Below are 19,400 nucleotides of genomic sequence, written 5' to 3' on the forward strand. Positions count from 1 at the left end.
TCGAGGCGTCCGGATGCGCTACGACTGGCTCGTTCCGCTGCTCGCCGCCGTGGCGAACGTCGTCATCTGCGGGGCCGTCCTGTGGCGGCGCCGCCGCGACCGCATGGCCTGGGTGTTCGCGGCCATGACCCTCACCATCGCGGCGTGGGACCTCGGCATCTTCGCGCTCTACTTCTTCGAGGATCCCGCCCGCGCGGAGTGGTGGAGCCGGCTGGCACGGGTAGGGATGTGCTTCGCGCCGGTCGCCGGCTTCCACACGGCGGTGCTCATCACGGGCTTCCGGGGTCGCGCCTGGGACACCGCGCTGGGCGTCGGCTACCTCTCCGCCGCAGTACTCTCGCTCGTCAACCTGCAGGGTCAGCTCGTCGCCGGCGTCCAGCCGCACGTCTGGGGCTGGTACCCGCGCATCCTGCCTGCCTACGCCGGCGTGACGGTCGTGGTGGCCGTCTACATGCTGCTCACCATCGGGGTCATGTGGGCGCGCTACCTCCATCCCGAGTCCGCCCGGCAGCGCGCGCAGGCGAAGCTCTTCTTCCTCGGCGCGCTCGTGCAGGTGCCGTTCTCGTTCACGAACCTGCTGCCGCTCTACGGCGTCGAGATGTATCCGCTCGGGCAGCTCGGCAACGTCTTCTTCACCGGTGCCCTCGCCTACGCGATCGTGCGGCACCGGCTGATGGACGTCGACTTCGTCGTCCGCAAGGTGCTGAGCTTCACGCTCGCCGCGGCGGTCGTGCTCGTGCCCGGAGCGCTCACGGTCGCCGGACTGAGCCAGCATCTCCACGCGGAGGATCCGCTCGGCATCGGCACCGCGGCGGCGTTGCTCGCGCTCTGCGCGGCAGTCCTCGTGCCGATGCTCCAGCGCGCCCTCGAAACGCGCATCCAACGCGCCTTCTTCCCGGACCGCTGGGACTACCGTCGCCGGCTGCGCCAGTTCGCGACCACGCTCGTACACGAGCTCGACGAGCAGCAGCTCCTGCGCCGGCTCGGCGACACGCTGACGGAGATCCTCGAGCTCGAGCACTGCCACGTGTTCGCCCGCGAGGCCGACGGCAGCGAGCTGCTGCTGGCCCATCCGGTGCCCACCACGCCGCAGCCGCTCGACGCGAGCCTGGTCGCGGCGCTCGAATCGTCGTACGGCCCGGTGCTCGCGGGCGAGCTCGAAGGCCCCTCCCCCGAGGCCGCCGCGTACGCCGCGGCGCACTACTGGGAGGTGCTCGCGCCGTTGCGGGTCAACGATCGGCTGATCGGCGTGCTCGCCCTGGGCGAGAACCGCGAGAAGAACATGATGTCGGCGGAGGATCTCCAGCTGATCGCGACGGTCGCCGCGGGCGCCAGCGTGGCGCTGGAGAACAGCCGTCTGTCGCGCGAGCTGCGCCGCTCGGAGGTGGTGCTCCAGCGCGCCAGCAAGCTGTCCTCGCTCGGCATGCTCGCCGCGGGCATCGCGCACGAGATCCGCAACCCGCTGGTCGCCGTGAAGACGTTCCTCGACCTGCTGCCGCAGCGGCTCGACGATGCCGACTTCGTGTCGCGCTTCCGCGAGCTCAGCCAGAGCGAGCTGAAGCGGGTCACCGACCTCATCAGCGACCTCCTCGCTCTCGGCAAGTCGAAGACCGCCGAACGGCGGCCGATCGAGCTCGCGACCACGCTCGAGCCGGTGCTGCGCCTGATGGAATCGACCGCCCGCAAGCGCCAGGTGGAGGTGATCGCCCGGTTGCCGCCCGACCTGCCCCTGGTGCTCGCCGACAGCGACCAGATGAAGCAGATCGTGCTGAACCTCCTCTTGAACGCCATCGAGGTCAGCCCCCCGGGCAGCGCGGTGCAGTTCGACGTCCACCTCGCGACGCCGTCGACGGTCGTGCTCGAGGTCCGCGACCAGGGTCCCGGCATTCCACCGGAGCACCTGGAGACGATCTTCGAGCCCTTCTTCACCACCAAGGAGAGCGGTACCGGACTCGGCCTGCCGCTCGTACACCAGATGGTCACCGAGCACGGCGGCGAGATCGACGTCGAGAGCCACGTCGGCCGGGGCAGCGCGTTCCGCATCACGTTCCCGCTGGCGGCGCATCTCGTGCTCCGCGACACCGGCACCTGATCTCGCCGCGGCCTCCGGCGCACCCGTCCCACGCCGCCGAATGGGAACCCCCGGGACCGCAACGGCGCGGAGCGGAACCCGGGTTCCCTGCCGCACCACGTCGCACCGCCCATGCAGGACGGCATGAGGGTTGCTCGGCAGTATCCCATGCAGTTCATCGAAGGCACCAGCGTCGCGCCCCACCCGAACACGATCCCGGCGATCCGCTTCGAGCAGCCGCGCAGCGAGGCGCGGCCCGCGTCCCGGCGCGTCGTCGTCACCGGGATCGGCCTCGTCGCCAGCAGCGGCATCGGCATCGACGCGCTCTGGAAGACGCTGGTCGACGGCGGCTCGACCGTCCGCCCCCTCAGCAGCTTCGACGTCAGCGACTACGCCGTCCAGATCGCCGCCCAGGTCCCCGACTTCCGGCCGCGCGACTTCATGACCGGCATGCGCGCCCGCGGCGGCGGCCGCTACTGCCAGCTCGCGGTCGCCGCGACGCGGCTCGCGGTCGAGGACGCGCGCGTGCCCGACGGCGCGCTGGCGTCGACCCGCGCCGGGCTCTTCCTCGGCACCGCATCGGGCGCGGCCGAGCTGTACGAAGCCCAGTCGATGGTCTTCCAGCGCCGCGGGCCGGGCTCGGTCGGCCGGACCTTCCCCCTCGTCGCCTCGCCGCACGCCGCCGCCGCGCTGGCGGCGAGCGACTGGGGCATCGTCGGCCCCATCCTCACCGTATCCACCGAGTGCCCGGCGGGGCTCGACGCCCTCGTGCACGCGACGCGCGCGATCCGCAGCGGCACGATCGACGTCGCCGTCGCCGGCGGCGCCGACGCGCCCCTGACGCCCCTCCTCTTCGCCGGCTTCGCTCGCTGCGGGCTGCTGTCGGCGGACAACGACGCGCCGGCGAGCGCGGCGCGACCCTTCGATCGCCGGCGCGCCGGCTTCGTTCTCGGCGAGGGCGGCGCCATGCTGGTCCTCGAGAGCGAGGAGCACGCCCGCGCCCGCGGCGCCCGCATCCTCGGGACGATCCTCGGCGCCGGCGTGGCCCGCGCGCGGCCCACGTTCCTCGGCGACGTCGACCCGACCGGCCAGGGCTTCGCGGCGGCGGGCCGCCAGGCGCTCGCGGAGGCGGGCCGCACCGTCGACGACGTCGGCCTCGTGTGCGCGCACGCGACCGGCATCCAGATGACCGACCTCGCCGAGGCCCACGGGCTCGCGACGCTGCTCGGCCCGCGGCGCAGCCGCGTGCCGGTGATGTCGGTGAAGGGCGCGCTCGGCCATCCGCTGGCCGCGGCCGGCATCCTCCAGGTGGCGACCGCGCTGCGCACCATCGCGACGGGGCGGATCCCGGCCACGCGCAACTGCGAGCAGGTCGACCCGGCGTGCGGGCTCGACGTCGTGCACGGCGGCTCCCGCTGCGAGGACGTACGGACGGCGCTGGTCGAGAGTCACGCCTTCGGCGGCAACACGACCTCGCTGCTGCTCGGCGGCGCCGAGGCCGCCTGAGCCTGCGGTGCCGGAGGGTCCGCGAGCCGCCGACCCTCCGGCACCGGTGCGTCAGAGCCGCAGCGTCCCCGAGCGGATCAGGTAGGCGAGCCGCCGGCGCTGCTCCGGCCGCAGCAGCGCATGGATGCGGCCGAGCGCCCGCTCGACCACCTCGCGCAAGCGCTCGGCACTGCGCACGCGCGTCGTGCCGCCCTCGCCGGCGCGGGCGACGTCGTAGGTGTCGCCCGCGACCGCGTCGGCGAACGCAGCCATGGCCCGGCGCGTGTCGACCTCGGCCTGCGCCCGCTCGGTCTTGAGGTCGCCCAGGATGGTGGCGAGATCGGCGGTCTGCTCCTCGTCGAGCTCCAGCTTGTGGGCGAGATACCGCAGCGGCCGGCGGACGCCGAAGTCGCCGCCGCCGAGCTCGCCGGCGTCCATCCGCGACGCGAACGCCGCGATCCAGTCCCGATCGACATGGCGGTGCTCGTGGCCGCCCTCGTGGTCGCGGACGGGGCTGCAACCGCCCGCAAAGGCCCAGGCAGGCGCGCCGCCGTGGCGGGCCCACCAACGTAGGTGTCGGTGCATCGTCTTCTCCTCGTGCCGGGGCTGGTCGCACCCGGCGGGAATTCCGCGTGGGCGGGATGCCACACGCAGCCCACCTCGTAGGCGCGCGAGGCGCCCGGGTCAACGCAGCCCGCACGCGGCGGTGCGCAGCGCCTGCCGTCACCATCGTGCCGCGACGGACCGTTGCACCCCGCCGCGCAACCCGCAGAGCATCGGCCGCGTTGTGCCACGCACGACACACCGTCCTGTGCCGCCTGGGTCAGGCTGACGCGTTCCCCCGCCCAAAGGCCTTCGCTCGAGGGCGACTCTGCGAGGCACCGGCTTTGCTCCACGGATCCCCGGACCCGCACGACGCCGGCGGGACACGCACGTCATGGGTGGCGATCCCTACGTCTACATCGCCGCCGTGGGTGCAGTGGGACTCCTGCTCGCCGCCCTGCTCCTCGTGGCGCGTCCAGACCCCCTGCGCACCGCGGTCGCGCTGGTCACGGCCAATCTCCTTGCCTGGCTCGGGGGAGAGGTGTGCGTCCTGCTGGCGCCGAACGTCGCCCAGGCCGACCTCGCCATCCGCGCCACGTACGGAGCGCTGCTGCTCCTGCCGTGGACGGTGCACCGCCTCACCGCCCAGCTGGACGACCCGGGGGCACGCCTCCATCGCGTCGCCGCGGCCGCCACGGGGGCGGCCGCCGGCATCGGCGTCGGACTCCTCGCCGCCACCGACCTCGTGATCGCGGGCGCGCGGTTCGAGCCGCCGCACTTCCACCGCGTCGGCGGTCCGCTCTTCGTCCCGGTGATGGCGACGATGTTCACCGGGCTGCTCGCCGCGCTGGCGATCGCGATCCGGGCCATGCGGCGCACGACCGACCGTCTGCGCCGCATCCGCTTCCAGTACCTCCTCGCCGGGGTGGCGGCGAACGCGGCCCTCGGCCTCGTCGACCTGGCGGTGCTCCAGCCGCTCGGCTTCCGCGCCCACCGCGCGTTCCTCTTCCCGCTCGGGACGGTCCTCGCGTGCGGGGCGACGATCTACGCCGTCGCGCACACGCGCCTCCTCGATCTACCCACCGCCGCCCGTCGCAGCATCGTCGCCGTCGGCCTCCTCGGCGTGCTGCTCGTGCCCTGCCTCGGGCTCTCGCTCCTCGCCGAGCTGGCGCTGACCGGGCGCATCGAGCTGTGGCACAGCGTCGTCACCGCCGGCCTCTTCGTCATCGCCGGCTTCGGGTTCCCCCGCCTGCGCGTCGTCGCCGAGCAGTCGCTCGAGCAGCTCTGCTTCGGCGCCCGCGCCGACGAGCGACGGCTGGTACGCGCGCTCGGCGAGGAGGTGACGACCGTGCTGAGCCTCGCGACGCTCGCCGTCGTCACGCGCACGGCGCTCGGCCGGGCGTTCGGCGACGCGGAGCCGCGGCTGTGGCTCTGGCAGGACGAGCGCCTCGGACGCCTCGATCCCGCCGGCGACGCGCCTCCCACCGACCCGCATCTGCTGGCGCTGCTCGCGGACGCCTCCGGGCCCGTCCTGCGCGCCGAGCGCTCCGCGCGCGACGCCGGCCTCCTCGAAGCCGCCCACATAGAGCTCGCCGTCCCGCTGCGCGTGAAGGGCCGCCTCGTCGGCCTGCTCGCGCTCGGCCCGCGCGGCGACGGCCGCGTCTACACCGACGACGACCTGGGCCTCGTGGCGACGGTCTCGAGCCAGGTGGCCATCGCGCTCGAGAACGCGCGGCTCTACGAGGAGCTACGGGAATCGCGCGCCGAGGTGGGGCGCGCGAGCCGTCTGTCGGCGCTCGGCATGCTCGCCGCCGGCATCGCGCACGAGATCCGCAACCCGCTGGTCGCCGTGAAGACCTTCCTCGACCTGCTGCCGCACCGGCTGAACGACCCCGAGTTCCTCGGCACCTTCCGCGACCTGAGCCTCTGCGAGCTGCGGCGGGTCACGGATCTGATCAGCGACCTCCTGACGCTCGGCAAGTCGCCGCGCGCCGAGCGCTGTGCCGTGGCCCTCGACGTGACGCTCGAGCCGGTGCTGCGCCTGATGGAATCGACCGCGCGCAAGAGCGGGGTCGAGGTCACGCTCGCGGCCGAACGCAACCTGCCGCCGGTCTGGGGCGATCCCGACCAGCTGAAGCAGATCGTCCTCAACCTGCTGCTGAACGCCATCGAAGCGAGCCCGCGCGGCGCGGGCGTGACGCTCTCGCTCTCCGCGGCACGCGACGTCGTCGAGCTGGCCGTCGCCGACCAGGGCCCGGGGATTCCGCCCGAGCGCCTCGACGCCATCTTCCAGCCGTTCTTCACCACCAAGGAGAGCGGCACCGGGCTCGGCCTGCCGCTCGTCCACCAGATGGTCGTCGAGCACGACGGCGACATCGCGGTCGACAGCACGCCGGGACGCGGCACCGTCTTCCGCGTCCGCCTGCCCGCCGCGACGCCGCTGCGCGCGACCGGGACGTAGCGCCGCCGGCGGCGTCTCAGAGCTTGAGACGCCGCAGCTTCTTCATGAGGCCGCGGTAGCTCATGCCGAGCTCCTCCGCGACCCGCGCCTTGACGCCGTTGTGGCGATCCAGCGCTTCGAGGATCTGGCGGCGCTCGAAGTCGTCGGTCTTCTGCTGGAGCATGCCCGGCGGCCGATCCGCCTCGGCGGACTCGAGCAGCTCCGTCGACAGCAGCTCCTCGCCGAGCGGGCCGCCCGGCTCGGCCAGCAGCATCGCGCGCTCGATCTCGTTGGCCAGCTCGCGCACGTTGCCACGGAACGGGGCGCGCTGGAGGACCGCGAGGGCTTCGGGCGTCAGCTCGCCGACCGGCTTCTTCATCTGACCCGCGATCCGCCGGACGAGATGGCGCGCGATCGGCGCGATGTCCTCCGGGCGCTCGCGCAGCGGCGGGATCGTGATCGGGAAGACCTTCAGGCGGTAGTAGAGATCCTCGCGGAAGCGCCCGGCGCGCACCTCCTCGTCGAGCCGGCGATTGGTGGCCGCGACGACGCGCACGTCGACCGCGTGCGTGCGGCTGTCGCCGATGGGACGCACCTCCCCCTCCTGGAGGACGCGCAGCAGCTTCGCCTGGAAGCCCAGCTCGGTCTCGGCGATCTCGTCGAGGAAGAGCGTGCCGCCGTCGGCGACCTCGAACAGGCCCTTGCGGTCGGCGACCGCGCCGGTGAAGGAGCCCTTGCGGTGCCCGAAGAGCTCGCTCTCGAGCAAACCCTCGGTGAGCGCGGCGCAGTTCACCGGCACGAAGAGCTCGTCGCGCCGCGGGCTGTGCGCGTGGATCGCGCGCGCGACCAGCTCCTTGCCGGTGCCCGTCTCGCCCTGCACCAGCACCGTGCTGCGCGACGGCGCGACCTTCGCGACGAGCCCGAGGACGTCCTTCACCGCGGCGCTCACGCCGACGATCTCGGCCGCCGGCACCGCCGCCTCGCGCAGGTAGGCGTTCTCGACCGCGAGCCGCTCGTTGGCGCGGCGCAGCGCCTCGACCAGACGCGCGTTCTCGCGCGTCAGATGGAACAGCTCGATGGCCCGGAAGAGGGCCAGCCGCAGCTCGTCCGGCTCCCACGGCTTCTGCACGTAACGGAAGATGCGGCTCGCGTTCACCGCCTGCACCAGCGCCTCGACGTCGGTGTAGCCGGTGAGCACGATGCGCGTGGCGTCCGGCCGGATCGCCATCGAGCGCTCCAGGAACTCGGTGCCGCCCATGCCCGGCATGCGCTGGTCGGCGACGATGACGGCGACGTCGGTCTCCGTCAGGACATCCAGCCCACGCGCCCCGGACTCCGCCGTGACGACCTCGAACTCGTCCCCGTAGTTGAAGCCGAAGGCCCGCAGGATGTCCGGCTCGTCGTCGACGACGAGGATCGGAAACTGGCGGTAGTCGAGCGCCACGCGCGTCGTCTATCGACCCGCGCTCGCGACGCTGTCAAGCGAGGCGCCCGCGGTGACGGGGAGCCGGAGCCGCACCGTGGTGCCGGCGCCCGGCGTACTCTCGATCGCGATCGTGCCGCCGTGGGCGGTGACGATGCCATGGCTGATGGCCAGGCCGAGCCCGGTGCCGGCCCCGACGTCCTTGGTGGTGAAGAAGGGCTCGAACACGCGCGCCTGCACGTCGGCCGGCATGCCCGCCCCGTCGTCGCGGATGGCGATCTCGACGGCGTCGCCGCCGGCGCGGGTCGTGATCCAGAGGTTCCCCGGCCCGGCGATGGCGTCGCAGGCGTTCGCGAGGAGATTCATGAAGACCTGATTCATTTGCCCCGGATCGCACTCCACCGGCGGCAGCGTGCCGAGCTCGCGATGCACGACGACGCGGTCGCGCCAGCGCGACTCGAGGAGGCGCAGGCTCACCTCGAGGCCGTCGTGCAGATCGACCGCCTTGCGCTGCGCTTCGCCGAGACGCGAGAACGTGCGCAGGTCCTTCACGATCGCCGCCGTGCGCTCGGCGCCGCGCGCCATGATGCCGACGATCTCGTCGGCCTCGCCGAGGAGCTTCTGCACGTCGGGCGAGCCGGCGGCGGCGGCGCGCTCGATGCGGCGGCGCAGCGGCGACACGCTCGTCGCGATGAAGCTGACCGGGTTGTTGATCTCGTGCGCGACGCCCGCGACGAGCCGGCCGAGCGACGCCATCTTCTCCGACTGCACGAGCTGCACCTGCGCCTGCCGCAGCTCGCCGAGCGCGTGGTGCAGCTCGCGGTTCGACGTCTCCAGCTGCACGGTGCGCTCGGCGACGCGCTCCTCGAGGCTGGCGTTGAGGGCGACGAGCGCCTCGTACGAGGCGGCGTTCTGGAGCGCGATCGCCGCCTGGTTCGCCAGCGCCCGCAGGAAGCCCGCGTCGCCCGCGGTGAAGAAGAGGCCGGAGCGTTTCGGACCGACGGTCAGGACGCCGACCACCGCGCCGCGGAGCAGGAGCGGCACGGCCAGCTCGGCGCCGAGCGCCGTCAGCGCCGCCCGCACCACGTCGAGCGCCGCGGGCTCGGCGTAGCTCTCGGCCGAGTCGAAGGCGGTGAGCACGCGGCCGGCACCGAGCGCGGGCACGAGCGCCGCGGGCACCGTCGCGTCGCCGCCGACCTCGTGCAGTCCCTCCGCCGCCGTGCCGACGAAGAGACGCGTCCCCGCGTTCGGGATCGCCCCCTGCACGCCGTCGCGCACCAGGCGTGCGATCTGCTCGCGCTGGAGCGCCGAGGCGAGCGCCCCGCCGACCCGGTCGAGCACGGCGGCGCCGTCGTACGCGGTGCGGAAGAAGACGCGGTCGACGATGCCCTGGAGCAGGCTGCGCAAGGGGTTGAACAGCAGCAGCACCGCCAGCGTGAAGGCGACGGGAAAGGCGGGCGATCCCGTGACGTCGCCCGGCAACGCCAGGTTGAAGACGAGCACCGACCCGACGTACGCGGCGCCGACGGCGCCGGTGAGGAGCAGGTAGTACGCCCCCCGCTTCACCATCGCGTCGATCTCGAAGAGGTCGTGCTTGACGACGGCGTAGGCGAGCGCCATCGCGAACAGGAAGCCCGTGAACGCCCCGCTGTTGACGGCGACGCTCCCCGCCGTGAGCGCCGAGGCGAGGAAGATCACGCCCGGCAACGCGAACCCCATGAGGGTCCCGAGCGTCATCACACGGATGCGCTGGCGATCGAGCTGCGAGCGGCCGCGCCAATACTCGAGGACGAGGCGCCAGCCGAAGAAGAGCGCCGCGCAGCCGAGGTAGACCATCGCGGCGTTGTGGATCAGCGTGTAGAGCGCCGGCGTGTAGAGGAAGAGCTCGTAGGGGATGAGCAGCGCCGTCCCGAGGGCGTAGAAGACCCACGCGTACGGCGCCCACGGGTGCGGGGACGGGAAGAGCAGCCCCAGGTGGAAGCCCGCGGCCGGGAACAGGGACTCGCCGACGAGGTGCAGGCGCACGAAGGTCGCGGGACCGTAGAGGTCCATCGCCGTGACCATCCACAGCGTCGACAGCGTGCCGAACGCGAGCAACGCGCGCCCGAGCGAGGCCCGCGGACGCAACGTCCACGTGACCAGACCCGAGGCGAGGTAGACGGCGGAGTTGAGGAGATACGCGCCGAAGAGGAGGACCCAGTCGCGCGCGCCGAAGCGCTTGGTCGGCACGACGACGTCGCGGTCGGCCCCGCGCCAGCGCACGCGATAGCGGACCGCCGTGCCGGGGGCGAGCTCGGCGACGTAGTCGTAGACGTCGGCGGTGCTCGCCACCGGCCGCCCGTCCACCGCGAGGACCTCGTTCTGATACAGCTCCTGCGGCCCGCTCCAGTCCGCCAGCCCGATCGATGCGACGACCCGATTCGGCAGCAGGAGGAAGCCCGGGAACGTGCGCCCGACCCACTCGGCACTGGTGATCGTCGTGCGGGTGGCGAGCGCGATCGCGAGCACGCCGAGGACGATGGCTGCGAGCCGAACCGTGGTCGCCGCGCGGGGCGTGGTCGGGAAGCCCTCCGCCATGGGCCAGACGGTTCCTAACCCCTCCGCCGGGCCCGGCGCCAGCGCGCCGCCGGCTTGCCCCGCCGCAGCACCCCGGTATAGAGCCCCGGCACCATGGCATCGGAACGTCAGCGAGAGATCCGCCGGCGGCGCAAGCGCCGCAAGGAGGCCAACCGGTTGAAGCAGCGCGAGACGGCCAAGGAGAAGCGCCGCCAGCGCGCCGCCGCCAAGAAGCCCTGACTCGCGGCCGACGGGACCGCCGCCCGGCCCTAGGTTCCCGTCCGGGCGCGCAGGGCCTCGAGCTCCTGCGCCGCCCGCTCCCAGAGGAGGATGCGCGCCCACGCCGGGCGCCACTTCCCCGACTGCTCGAGGCCCATCGGCCCGCGCGCGGGCTGGCGCGACACGGTCGCCTCGAGGAAGGCGTACTCGTCGACGATGCCGGCGGCGGGCGAGTCGCCGAAGAAGTCGACCGTGGCCCCCTCGGCCACCGGCAGCCGGCGGCTGCGGCGGTCGAGGTCCTGATCCCCCTGCATCGCGCTCCACGCCACCACGGCCGCGGCGTGGTAGCGGCCGATGCGACGCAGCTCGACGACGACGTCGGCCGGCGCCGCCTGACGGACGGCGAGCGTCTCGATCTGCCGCCGCACCTCGTCGACGGCCTCGCGATGGCTCGTGAGGTCGCGCGGCGGATCCTCGGCCGTGCCGAGGTCGGCGAGCCCGCGCACGACCGCCTCGAGCGACACCGGCACGTCGAACGGCAGGGGCGCGGGCGTCGCGATCGCAGGCGGCTTCGCCTCGGCCGCGACCGGCGCGCCGGGGCGGTCGAGCGGCGGACCGGGACGATCGGCTTCGGGCACCGGCGGCGGTACGGGGACCGCGGCCGGAGCGGAGCCCGCCGGCGCCGGGGCCGGGACGGGTGCGGAGCCCGTGGTCGGCTCCGGGACGGGGACCGGAGCGACGCCGGGCGGAGGCACGGTCGCCGGCGGCGCCGATGCGACCTCGGCCGGCTCCGCCGGCTCGAGCGGCGGAGAGAGCAGCGTGTGCGGCAGCAACAACGGCTGATCGATGCGGCCGCGGCGGACGAGCACGAGCACCGCCATGCGCTCGTCGCGCGCGTCCTCGAGCGTGCTCGCCCACTGCGCGCACGACCGCGGCACGGTGGCGTTCACCTGGAGCAGCTCGTCGCCGACGCGGAATCCCGCGCGCGAGGCCGGCGACCCCGCGTCGACCTCGCCCACGACGAGAGTGCCCCCGCGGATCGCGAGCCCGAGTCCGAGCACGGCGCGCTCCGCGTCGCAGGCGCCGGCCGCCGCCGCGCTGCGGGCGCCGGCGCCGGCGCCGGCGAGCAGCGTCGCCGCACCGATGAGGGCCGTCAGGAGCCGCCGACCGCTCGCCATGCCGCCTCCACCTGCGCCCGCAACGCCGCGGGCGTCCCGTCGTTGTGGATCACGCGCGTCGCCCGGCGCACGCGCTCGTCGTTCGTCATCTGGGCCGCGAGCCGCTGCTCGACGTCGACCCGCGACAGCCCGCGCGACGCCGTGACGCGCGCGATCGCGGTCTCGGGCTCGACGATCACCGCCCAGACCTCGTCGAAGAACGTCCAGCCCGCCTCCATCATGATCGCCGCCTCGACGACGATGGGCGTGCGCGCCGCCTCGGCCTGCGCGGCCATCAGGCGCTCGCGGATGGCGAGGCCGATCAACGGATGGACGAGCCCGTTCAGGCGGCGCAGCTGCGCCGGATCGGCGAAGACGGTCGTGCCGAGCCGCCGCCGATCGATCGTGCCGTCCGCAGCCACGATCTCGGACCCGAAGGCCTCGACGACGGCACGGAAGCCGCCGGTGCCCGGCGCGTAGACGTCGTGGCCGACCTTGTCGGCGTCGATGACGTACGCGCCCAGCTCGCCCAGGATCTTCGCCGCGGTGCTCTTGCCGGCGCCGATGCCGCCGGTGAGCCCGATGACGGGCCGCGCCTGCATGGGGGCGGGGGCTACCGGAATCGGCCCGCGAAGTCGAGGAATCGCACCGCCCGCGATGGCGCGTGCGCGGCGCGCGGCGTAGGAACCGCGGCGTGGAGGACGTCCGCATCCCGCTCCCCGCCGGCGCCGCGGTGTCGGGCCGCGTCGCGCGCGCCGGCGCCGGCGCGCCTGCCGTGGTGCTCGGTCACGGCGCCGGCAGCGATCTCGCGCATCCGCACCTCGTGGCGCTCCAGGAGCACCTGCCGGCACACGGGTTCGCCGTGGTCACGTACAACTTCCCCTACCGCGACGCGCGCCGCCGCTTCCCCGATCGCCGTCCCGTGCTCGACGCGACCGCGCGCGCCCTCCTCGACTGGACGGCCGACACGCTCGCGCCGGCGTGGCTCGTCGCGGGCGGGCGCTCGATGGGCGGGCGCATCGCCTCCCACGTCGTCGCCGGCGACGCGCGCGTCCACGGGCTCTGCTTCCTCGGCTTCCCGCTCCATCCCGCCGACGAGCCGGCGGTCGAGCGTGCCGCGCATCTGCCGGGGCTCGATCTGCCGATGCTCTTCGTGCAGGGCGAGCACGACGCGCTCGCCGAGCGCGCGCTGCTCCGCACCGTGCTGGCCGGGCTGCCGCGCGCGACGCTGCACGAGATCGCCGCCGCCGATCACTCGCTCGCGGCCGCGAAGCGCAGCGGCCGCACGCCGGCCGAGGTGACGGACGAGGTGCTGGCGGTCGTGGGCGACTGGCTCGCCGCGCTCGCGCGCTGAGCCGAAACGACGGACGGGGGACCGGCGCCACGGCCGGCCCCCCGTCGCATCGGGGAATGGTGTGGTGGTTGGATCAGTCGAGGAACGCGCCGCTCGGCGAGCCGCAGGCGATTATCGGCACCTGCGCGTCGACGGCCGCCTCGGCCAACGCGGTCCAGCCGGCGCCCGTGTTCGGTGCCGGCGCGTTGTTGTAGCAGGCCGGGTTCGCACCGGCCGCGCTGCACGCCTTGTCGATCGTCGCGACCGACTTGCTCTCGGCCTTCTGGATGCACGCCATGGTGGCGGCATCGGACGGCGTCGGCGGGTTGCAGCTCCCCTCCGGAAGCTTGCCCTTGAAGACGTTCGCGTTGCACTTGTCGTAGCACTTCGTCTTCGACGCCACGAACTTCGCGAGCGTCTTACCGACGGAGTCCTCGCACTTCGCCTGGGGCTTATCCGGCGTATTGCCCCCGGCCTCCGTGCAGTAGACGAGCGTGCCGAACGCATCGAGCTGCGTGCTCGTGTTGTCCACGAAGGGCTGACCCGTGTCGCAGGTCATCTGCCCGTAGCACTCGGGGCAGTCCTTCGCGCACGCCTTGATGATGCCCTTCTCCGCCTTCGCCTCGGCACCCTTCACCGGGTCCTCGAGACAGCTCAGCGTCGCGCCGCCGTACGGTGGGAAGCAGTCGGTGTACGGACCCGACGTCTTCCGCGCGGTGGCGAGACACTTCTGGGCACACTTGCCTTTGGCGCCGACGAACTTCGACAGCGTCTTGCCGGTGCCCGACTCACACTTCTGCTCGTCCTTGGTCACACCCGCCGGCTGCGCCAGGACCGGCGCGGCGGCGAGTCCCACACACGCCGCGGCGGCGGCGAGCGTGAGGCTGCGGAAACGGAATCGTGTCGACATGTTCTTCGTACCCCCCTGTGGTCGTAGCCGCGTCCCCACTCCCACGGACGCGACGTCCACCCCCGGCTTAGCGAGGCCCTCCGGGACGTCAATGCGTCTCGACGCCGAACGGTCGAGCAAAACGAGTCGCCGCCAGGTGATCGCGTGCGATCCCGGGGCATCATGCCTCGGTGCCTGCGACCAAGGTCGCACGTCCGGCCGCCGGCGCGCACGCCGGGCACGGCGACGCGCCGGCCTGCCGGTGTTCCGACGCGGCCGGTTGCCACGGCACGGCACTCGCGCGCCGGAGCCAGAAACGCGAACGGGGGACCGGCCTCGCGGCCGGTCCCCCGTGTGCTGCGTTGGCTGCGCGTCGCTCAGTCGAGGAACGCGCCGCTCGGCGAGCCGCAGCCGATGATCGGCACCTGGATGTCGACGGCCGCCTCGGCGAGCGCCGTCCAGCCGGTGCCCGAGTTCGGGATGACGACACCGTCCCAGCAGGTCGGCTTCGCGACCGCGCAACCCTTGTCGATCGTCGCCACCGACTTCTGCTCGGCCTTGAGGATGCACGCCGCGGTCGCGGCATGGGTCGGCGTCGGCGGATTGCAGCTGCCCTCGGGAAGCTTGCCGCTGAAGACGCTCTGCTGGCACTTATCGTAGCACTTGGACTTCGACGCGGCGAACTTCGCGAGCGTCTTGCTGGCGCCGTCGGCGCACTTCGCCTGGTCCTTCGACGGCGACTGGCCGGCGGCCTCCATGCAGTAGACCAGCGTGCCGAAGGTTCCGAGCAGCCCGCTCGTGTTGTTCACGAACGGCTGTCCCGACGTGCACACGCTCGCCGGGTAGCACTCGGGGCAGTCGGCCGTGCATGCCTTGACGATGCCCGCCGCCGCCTTCGTCGTGGCGCCCTTCACCGGATCGTTCACGCACGCCGCCATCGCACCCGTGTACGGCGGGAAGCACTCGGTGTAGGGCCCCGACGTCTTACGCGCCGTCGCGAGGCACTTCTGGGCGCACTTCCCCAGTGCCCCGGCCAGCTTCGACAGCGTCTTGCCCGTCCCCGACTCGCACTTCACCTCGTTCTTGGTGACGCCCGCGGGCTGCGCCAGCGCGGGCGCCGCCACGAGCGCCGTGCCGGCCGCCAGCGCGGCGGCGAGTGCGAATCGACCAATTCCTCTCTGCATGTTCATCGTCCCCCTGTCCAAAGTCGTCGCGCTCTTCCCGAAGGTCCACGCGACGCTCGGAGGGGGTAGGGCACCGGCGGCGCGGCGTCAATGATTTTCGAGCTGCGCGCACAGGTTTCTTCCCATCCCGCGCGATGGAGTGCTTTCGCGCCGCAGAGCGTCGTGCCGGGACGCACGATCCGGGCGTCAGCAGGCGACGGCGTGCGCGCTGTCGCCGCCGAGCCCGCCGCGGTAGGCGCGCAGCCACGCGACCGTCGACACCTCGGCCGCCGCGAGGAGCCGCAGGAGCTCGCGCGTCTCGGCATCGCCGGCGAGCGCGGCGGCGACCGCGCCGAGCGGACGGGCGACGACGTCGTCGGTCGGGTAGCGCGCCAGCATGCCGTCGAGCTTGCTCTCGTCGGCGACGTCGGCGACGCCCCAGCGTGCGAGCGCCGCCGCCCGCGACGCCTCCGGGACCTGCATCCGCGGCGTACCGCCGAGCTCGGCCAGGCGCTCGGTGAGCAGCGCGGCGTGCACCCGCTCGCGCGCCGCGATCGCGCGCAGCCCGCCCCGCAGCCCGTCCGCGCGGCAGACGGCGACCCAGGCCTCGACCACCTCCGCCGACGCGGCCTCGGCCGCCCGCAGGGCGTCGCAGAAGCCTGCGGCGAACGCCGTCTCGCCGCGCCCCGAGGCGACCACCGGCTCGGGTCCGACGTCGGCGAGTCCGCGCAACCAGCCCAGGCTGACGCGATCGTCGTCGCGCACCGCCTCGAGCAACGCGCGGGTCTCGGGATCGCCTTCGAGCACGCCGCCGAGGCCGGCGAGGGGATCGTCGGTGGCGGCCGGAAAGCGCGCGATCAGGATCGACAGCTTCGAGCGATCCGAGACCGCCTGCGCGGCGAGCACGCCGCAGAGCGACGTCAGGCTGCGCGTCGGGGTCGCCGTGGGACGTCCGCCGAGGGCGTGGAGTCGCGCCACGGCGAGACGGGCGTGCGCCGCGTCGCGCGCCTGGATGACGCGCATCCCGCCGCGCAGACGCGGATCACGACAGGAGGCGATCCACCGAGCGAGCGCATCGGCGCCGGCATGCTCGGCCGCCTGGAGCTCGTCGAGCAGCCCGATCACGTGGGTGCGCTCCGACGGCGTCTGGGAGCCTTCCGGGATGCGCGGCAGGGTACGGACCGACCCACACCCTGTCAATATTCAGGACTGGGTTGCGCGCGACGCGAGGCTCAGCGTCCCGTGCCCTGGATGACCCGCACCTTCTGCTTGCGCTCGACGACCGGCGTCGTCTCGATGCGCGCGAGCAGATCGGAGACGATCTGCGCCAGCGGGATCAAGCGACGCGCGTTGGTCCCGTCGGTCAGCTGCGCGCGCAACGCCGCCGGCGCGTCGTCGCTGCCGCCCACGACGACCGCGTACGGGATCGGCTCGATCGCGCCGAGCGCCGCGATCACCGAGTAGCCGTCGCGGCGCGGCAGATCCAGATCGACGACCACCGCCAGCGGCTTCACCACCGACAGCAGCTCCGCGGCCTGCTTGCCGTCCCAGGCCATCGACACCGAGACGCGGCGCCGCGACAGCGCCTGGCGCAGGCTCATGAGCGCGTCGACGTCGGCGCCCGTGGTCACGACGCGCCCCCCCTGCCCGGCGTAGAGCCCGAGCGTCTCGATGACCGCGTCGGGGTCGAGCGGCGCGACGGCGGGCTCCACCGGCCCGAGCGCGAGCCCGTGTCCCGCGCGGGGATCGGCGATGCAGCCCCAGAAGCGGGCGCTGCACCCGGCGGCGCGCAGCGCCATCATCGCCTGAAGCGCCCCGGGCGCGGCCAGGTTGACGATGACCCGCTCGGGCTCGACCGCAGCGATGTGCTCGCCCGCGCCGCCGTCGGGAGGCAGCACGATCACCTGATGCTCGGCGAGCGTGGCGTCGGCCCAGGCTTCCTGGACGTCGAGCACGACGACCGCGGTCTTGCCGGGCTCGACCTTGGGCGTCTGCGCGACCGCGTCGGTGACCGCGATCGCGATGACGGCATCGTCGGGCTCGGCGTCGTCGAGCGCGCCCGGCTCGGGCATGGGGATCGCCGCGGCGACGTCGTCCTCGCCGTCGGCGTCTGCGGCGACGTCGTCGTCGCCCTCGGCCTCCGGCGCCGGGATCTCGAGCGGCGAGACGTCGGCCTCGGCCGCCGCGAGCTTCGACTCGAGCGCCTCGCGCTCGGCGAGGAGCCGGTCGTGCTCCAGCGCCAGTCGATCGCGCTCCGCGACCAGCCTCGACAGGGCGGCCTCGTGCTCGCGTTGCGCGCCGCGCAGCTGGCTCTCCAGCGTCGCGAGCTGCGTACCCGCTTCGGCGCGCACCCGCTCGCGCTCCTCCTCCGCGGTCGCGAGCAGGGCGCGCAGCTGGTCGCGCTCGGCGGCCAGCATCTCGAGCCGCGCTCCCACCGCCGCGCCTTCGGCCTCGCGCTGGCGCGATCCGGCGACGCTGCGCTCGTAGTCCTCGCGCACGGCCGCCAGCTCGGCGGCCAGGCGATCGCGCTCGGCGCACGCCTCGCGCACCGCGGCCACGTGGGTCGCGACGAGCGAGGCCAGCCGCTCCTGCTCGGCCGCCGCGGCGCGCTGCCCGTCCTCCAACCGCGCGATCTCGGCCTGCGCCCGCGCGCTCGCCCTTCGAGCGCCTCGAGCGCCGCGCGCGTCGTCGCGAGCTCCGTCGCGGTCGCCGCCGCCAGCCCTCGGCCGCCGCGCGCTTTGGGTCAAGGATGGCCTTATTGAAAAATGGGAAGCGCGACGCGGTAAGGATCGAGCGGTCGCGACGTCCGCATCCTCCGCCGCACGGCCGGCCGACACGCGCTCCAGCTCCTCGTGCAGCTGCTTCTCGCGCGTCGCCGCGGCCTGCTGCGCCGCCGTGAGCCGCGCCAGCTCGGCCTGGAACCCGTGCTCGCGATCGCGCTCCGCCTGGAGCTGCGTCTCCAGCTCCGCGCTCCGCTTGCGCAGGCGCTCGATCTCCTCCTGCCGCTCGCGCGCGACCCGCTCGCTCGCCACGGCCCGCTCGTCGCCCGCCGCGCGCACGCGCTCCAGCTCGTGCGCGTGCGTCTCGGCCAGCCGCTGCGCTTCGCGCCGCGCCTCGTCGAGCATGCTCTCGCGCTTCACCTGGTCGCTGTGCAGCGACGCCGCCGCCTCCAGCGCCGCGGCGAGCCGCTCGCGCTCGCGCTCCGCGGCTTCGAGGGAGGCGGTGAGACGGGCGACGCGGTCGTCGCTGCGCGCGCGCTCGACCTCGCCGCGCAGCCGATCGCGCTCCGCGCCCGACTCCGCCACCGCCGTCCGCAGCGACTCGACTTCCTGCGCGTGCTCGCGGAGCATCACCGCGAAGCGCTCCTGATCGGCGCGCAGCGCGGTGACCTCGCCGAGCAGCCGATCGCGCTCGGCCGTCAGCGTGACCACGTCCGGGGTCGGCACGAAGCGCCGCGGCGGCGGCGGCAGGTCGTGCCCGATCTCCGACCCGCCCGCGCCCACCTGACGCCGCACCGCCTCGATCATCCGCACCAGCTCGGCGAGCGGCCGCCACAGCGCCTGGATGTCGCGCTCGACGAACGCCCGCGGTGCGACCGTCACGAGGACGAGGCTGCCGAGCGGGGTCGTCTCCGCATACAGCGGCACGCAGGCCACCGTGCGCACCGGGGCGCCGGCGGTGAGCAGCCGCGGCACGTAGCGGTTCCGCGCCGCGCTCTCGATGAGGTACGCGCGCCGGTTGAGCAGGCCGTGCAGCGGCATGTCCCACGACGCCGGGTCGCCGCGCCGCACCGAGCGCAGCCGGCGGCAGCCCTCGTCCGACAGGCCGACCTCGGTGGTCAGACGCAGGATGCCGTAGCGCACGTCGAACAGGCACAGCGCCCCGGCCGACGCGCCGGTCGCTTCGAGGATCGCCTGGAGGGCCGGCTCGAACGCGTCCTCGGGCAGCGTCGCCTGCTCGGCGATGGCCCGCAGCTGCGCCGCCAGGTTCGGCCCGCGACGCACGACCGCGCCCACCGGCACCACGGGGGCGTCGGCGACCTCGCGCGCCCCCTCCTCGGCAGCCCCCGCCTGTGGACGTGCGCGGCGTATCTTGCGGAACATCGGCATCGGACGACCCCC

General features: G+C 73.8%; 13 protein-coding genes. 4 read left to right on the forward strand and 9 right to left on the reverse strand.

The window, feature by feature from the left end:
- Positions 1–13 precede the first annotated feature (13 nt).
- Positions 14–2,092 carry a GAF domain-containing protein gene (locus KIT14_00170; protein MCW5888943.1) on the forward strand — a complete coding sequence of 693 codons (2,079 nt, stop codon included), beginning with the start codon at positions 14–16 and terminating at the stop codon, positions 2,090–2,092.
- Between the two features lie 147 nt (positions 2,093–2,239).
- A complete protein-coding gene (locus KIT14_00175) occupies positions 2,240–3,577 on the forward strand; it encodes a beta-ketoacyl-[acyl-carrier-protein] synthase family protein (protein MCW5888944.1) in 1,338 nt (445 codons plus the stop codon).
- 51 nt (positions 3,578–3,628) lie between these two features.
- Here KIT14_00175 and KIT14_00180 read toward each other — a convergent pair whose 3' ends face one another.
- Positions 3,629–4,141, reverse strand: a complete 513-nt coding sequence (locus tag KIT14_00180) for a Spy/CpxP family protein refolding chaperone (GenBank protein ID MCW5888945.1) — start codon at positions 4,139–4,141, stop codon at positions 3,629–3,631.
- A 352-nt stretch (positions 4,142–4,493) separates the two neighbouring features.
- Here KIT14_00180 and KIT14_00185 point away from each other — a divergent pair, with 352 nt between their 5' ends.
- A complete protein-coding gene (locus tag KIT14_00185) occupies positions 4,494–6,560 on the forward strand; it encodes a GAF domain-containing protein (GenBank protein MCW5888946.1) in 2,067 nt (688 codons plus the stop codon).
- A 16-nt stretch (positions 6,561–6,576) separates the two neighbouring features.
- Here KIT14_00185 and KIT14_00190 read toward each other — a convergent pair whose 3' ends face one another.
- From KIT14_00190 to coaE, 4 genes are all read right to left on the reverse strand, one after another.
- Positions 6,577–7,983 (reverse strand): sigma-54-dependent Fis family transcriptional regulator, encoded by a 1,407-nt coding sequence (locus KIT14_00190; protein MCW5888947.1) that lies wholly within the window; start codon positions 7,981–7,983, stop codon positions 6,577–6,579.
- Between the two features lie 9 nt (positions 7,984–7,992).
- A complete protein-coding gene (locus tag KIT14_00195) occupies positions 7,993–10,539 on the reverse strand; it encodes a GAF domain-containing protein (GenBank protein MCW5888948.1) in 2,547 nt (848 codons plus the stop codon).
- A 248-nt stretch (positions 10,540–10,787) separates the two neighbouring features.
- Positions 10,788–11,915: a hypothetical protein gene (locus KIT14_00200; GenBank protein MCW5888949.1), complete on the reverse strand. Its 1,128-nt coding sequence runs from the start codon at positions 11,913–11,915 to the stop codon at positions 10,788–10,790.
- Positions 11,891–12,496 carry a dephospho-CoA kinase gene (gene coaE / locus KIT14_00205; protein ID MCW5888950.1) on the reverse strand — a complete coding sequence of 202 codons (606 nt, stop codon included), beginning with the start codon at positions 12,494–12,496 and terminating at the stop codon, positions 11,891–11,893. The genes KIT14_00200 and coaE overlap by 25 nt, the downstream gene beginning before the upstream one ends.
- A gap of 92 nt (positions 12,497–12,588) precedes the next feature.
- On the opposite strand from coaE, the gene KIT14_00210 reads away from it, so the two are divergent.
- Positions 12,589–13,248, forward strand: a complete 660-nt coding sequence (locus tag KIT14_00210) for an alpha/beta hydrolase (GenBank protein MCW5888951.1) — start codon at positions 12,589–12,591, stop codon at positions 13,246–13,248.
- A 73-nt stretch (positions 13,249–13,321) separates the two neighbouring features.
- Here the strand turns inward: KIT14_00210 and KIT14_00215 are convergent, their stop codons facing one another.
- From KIT14_00215 to KIT14_00230, 4 genes are all read right to left on the reverse strand, one after another.
- The gene (locus tag KIT14_00215) at positions 13,322–14,137 is read right to left on the reverse strand and encodes a hypothetical protein (GenBank protein ID MCW5888952.1); all 816 of its coding nucleotides are present in this window, start codon (positions 14,135–14,137) and stop codon (positions 13,322–13,324) included.
- Positions 14,138–14,493: 356 nt separating this feature from the next.
- On the reverse strand, positions 14,494–15,300 hold the full coding sequence (locus tag KIT14_00220) for a hypothetical protein (GenBank protein MCW5888953.1): 807 nt from the start codon (positions 15,298–15,300) through the stop codon (positions 14,494–14,496).
- Between the two features lie 186 nt (positions 15,301–15,486).
- On the reverse strand, positions 15,487–16,404 hold the full coding sequence (locus KIT14_00225) for a hypothetical protein (protein ID MCW5888954.1): 918 nt from the start codon (positions 16,402–16,404) through the stop codon (positions 15,487–15,489).
- A 107-nt stretch (positions 16,405–16,511) separates the two neighbouring features.
- Positions 16,512–19,388, reverse strand: a complete 2,877-nt coding sequence (locus KIT14_00230) for a GAF domain-containing protein (GenBank protein MCW5888955.1) — start codon at positions 19,386–19,388, stop codon at positions 16,512–16,514.
- Between the last annotated feature and the right edge of the window lie 12 nt (positions 19,389–19,400).

This window comes from bacterium, assembly GCA_026129405.1.
In the GTDB taxonomy this organism is placed as follows: domain Bacteria; phylum Desulfobacterota; class Binatia; order DP-6; family DP-6; genus JAHCID01.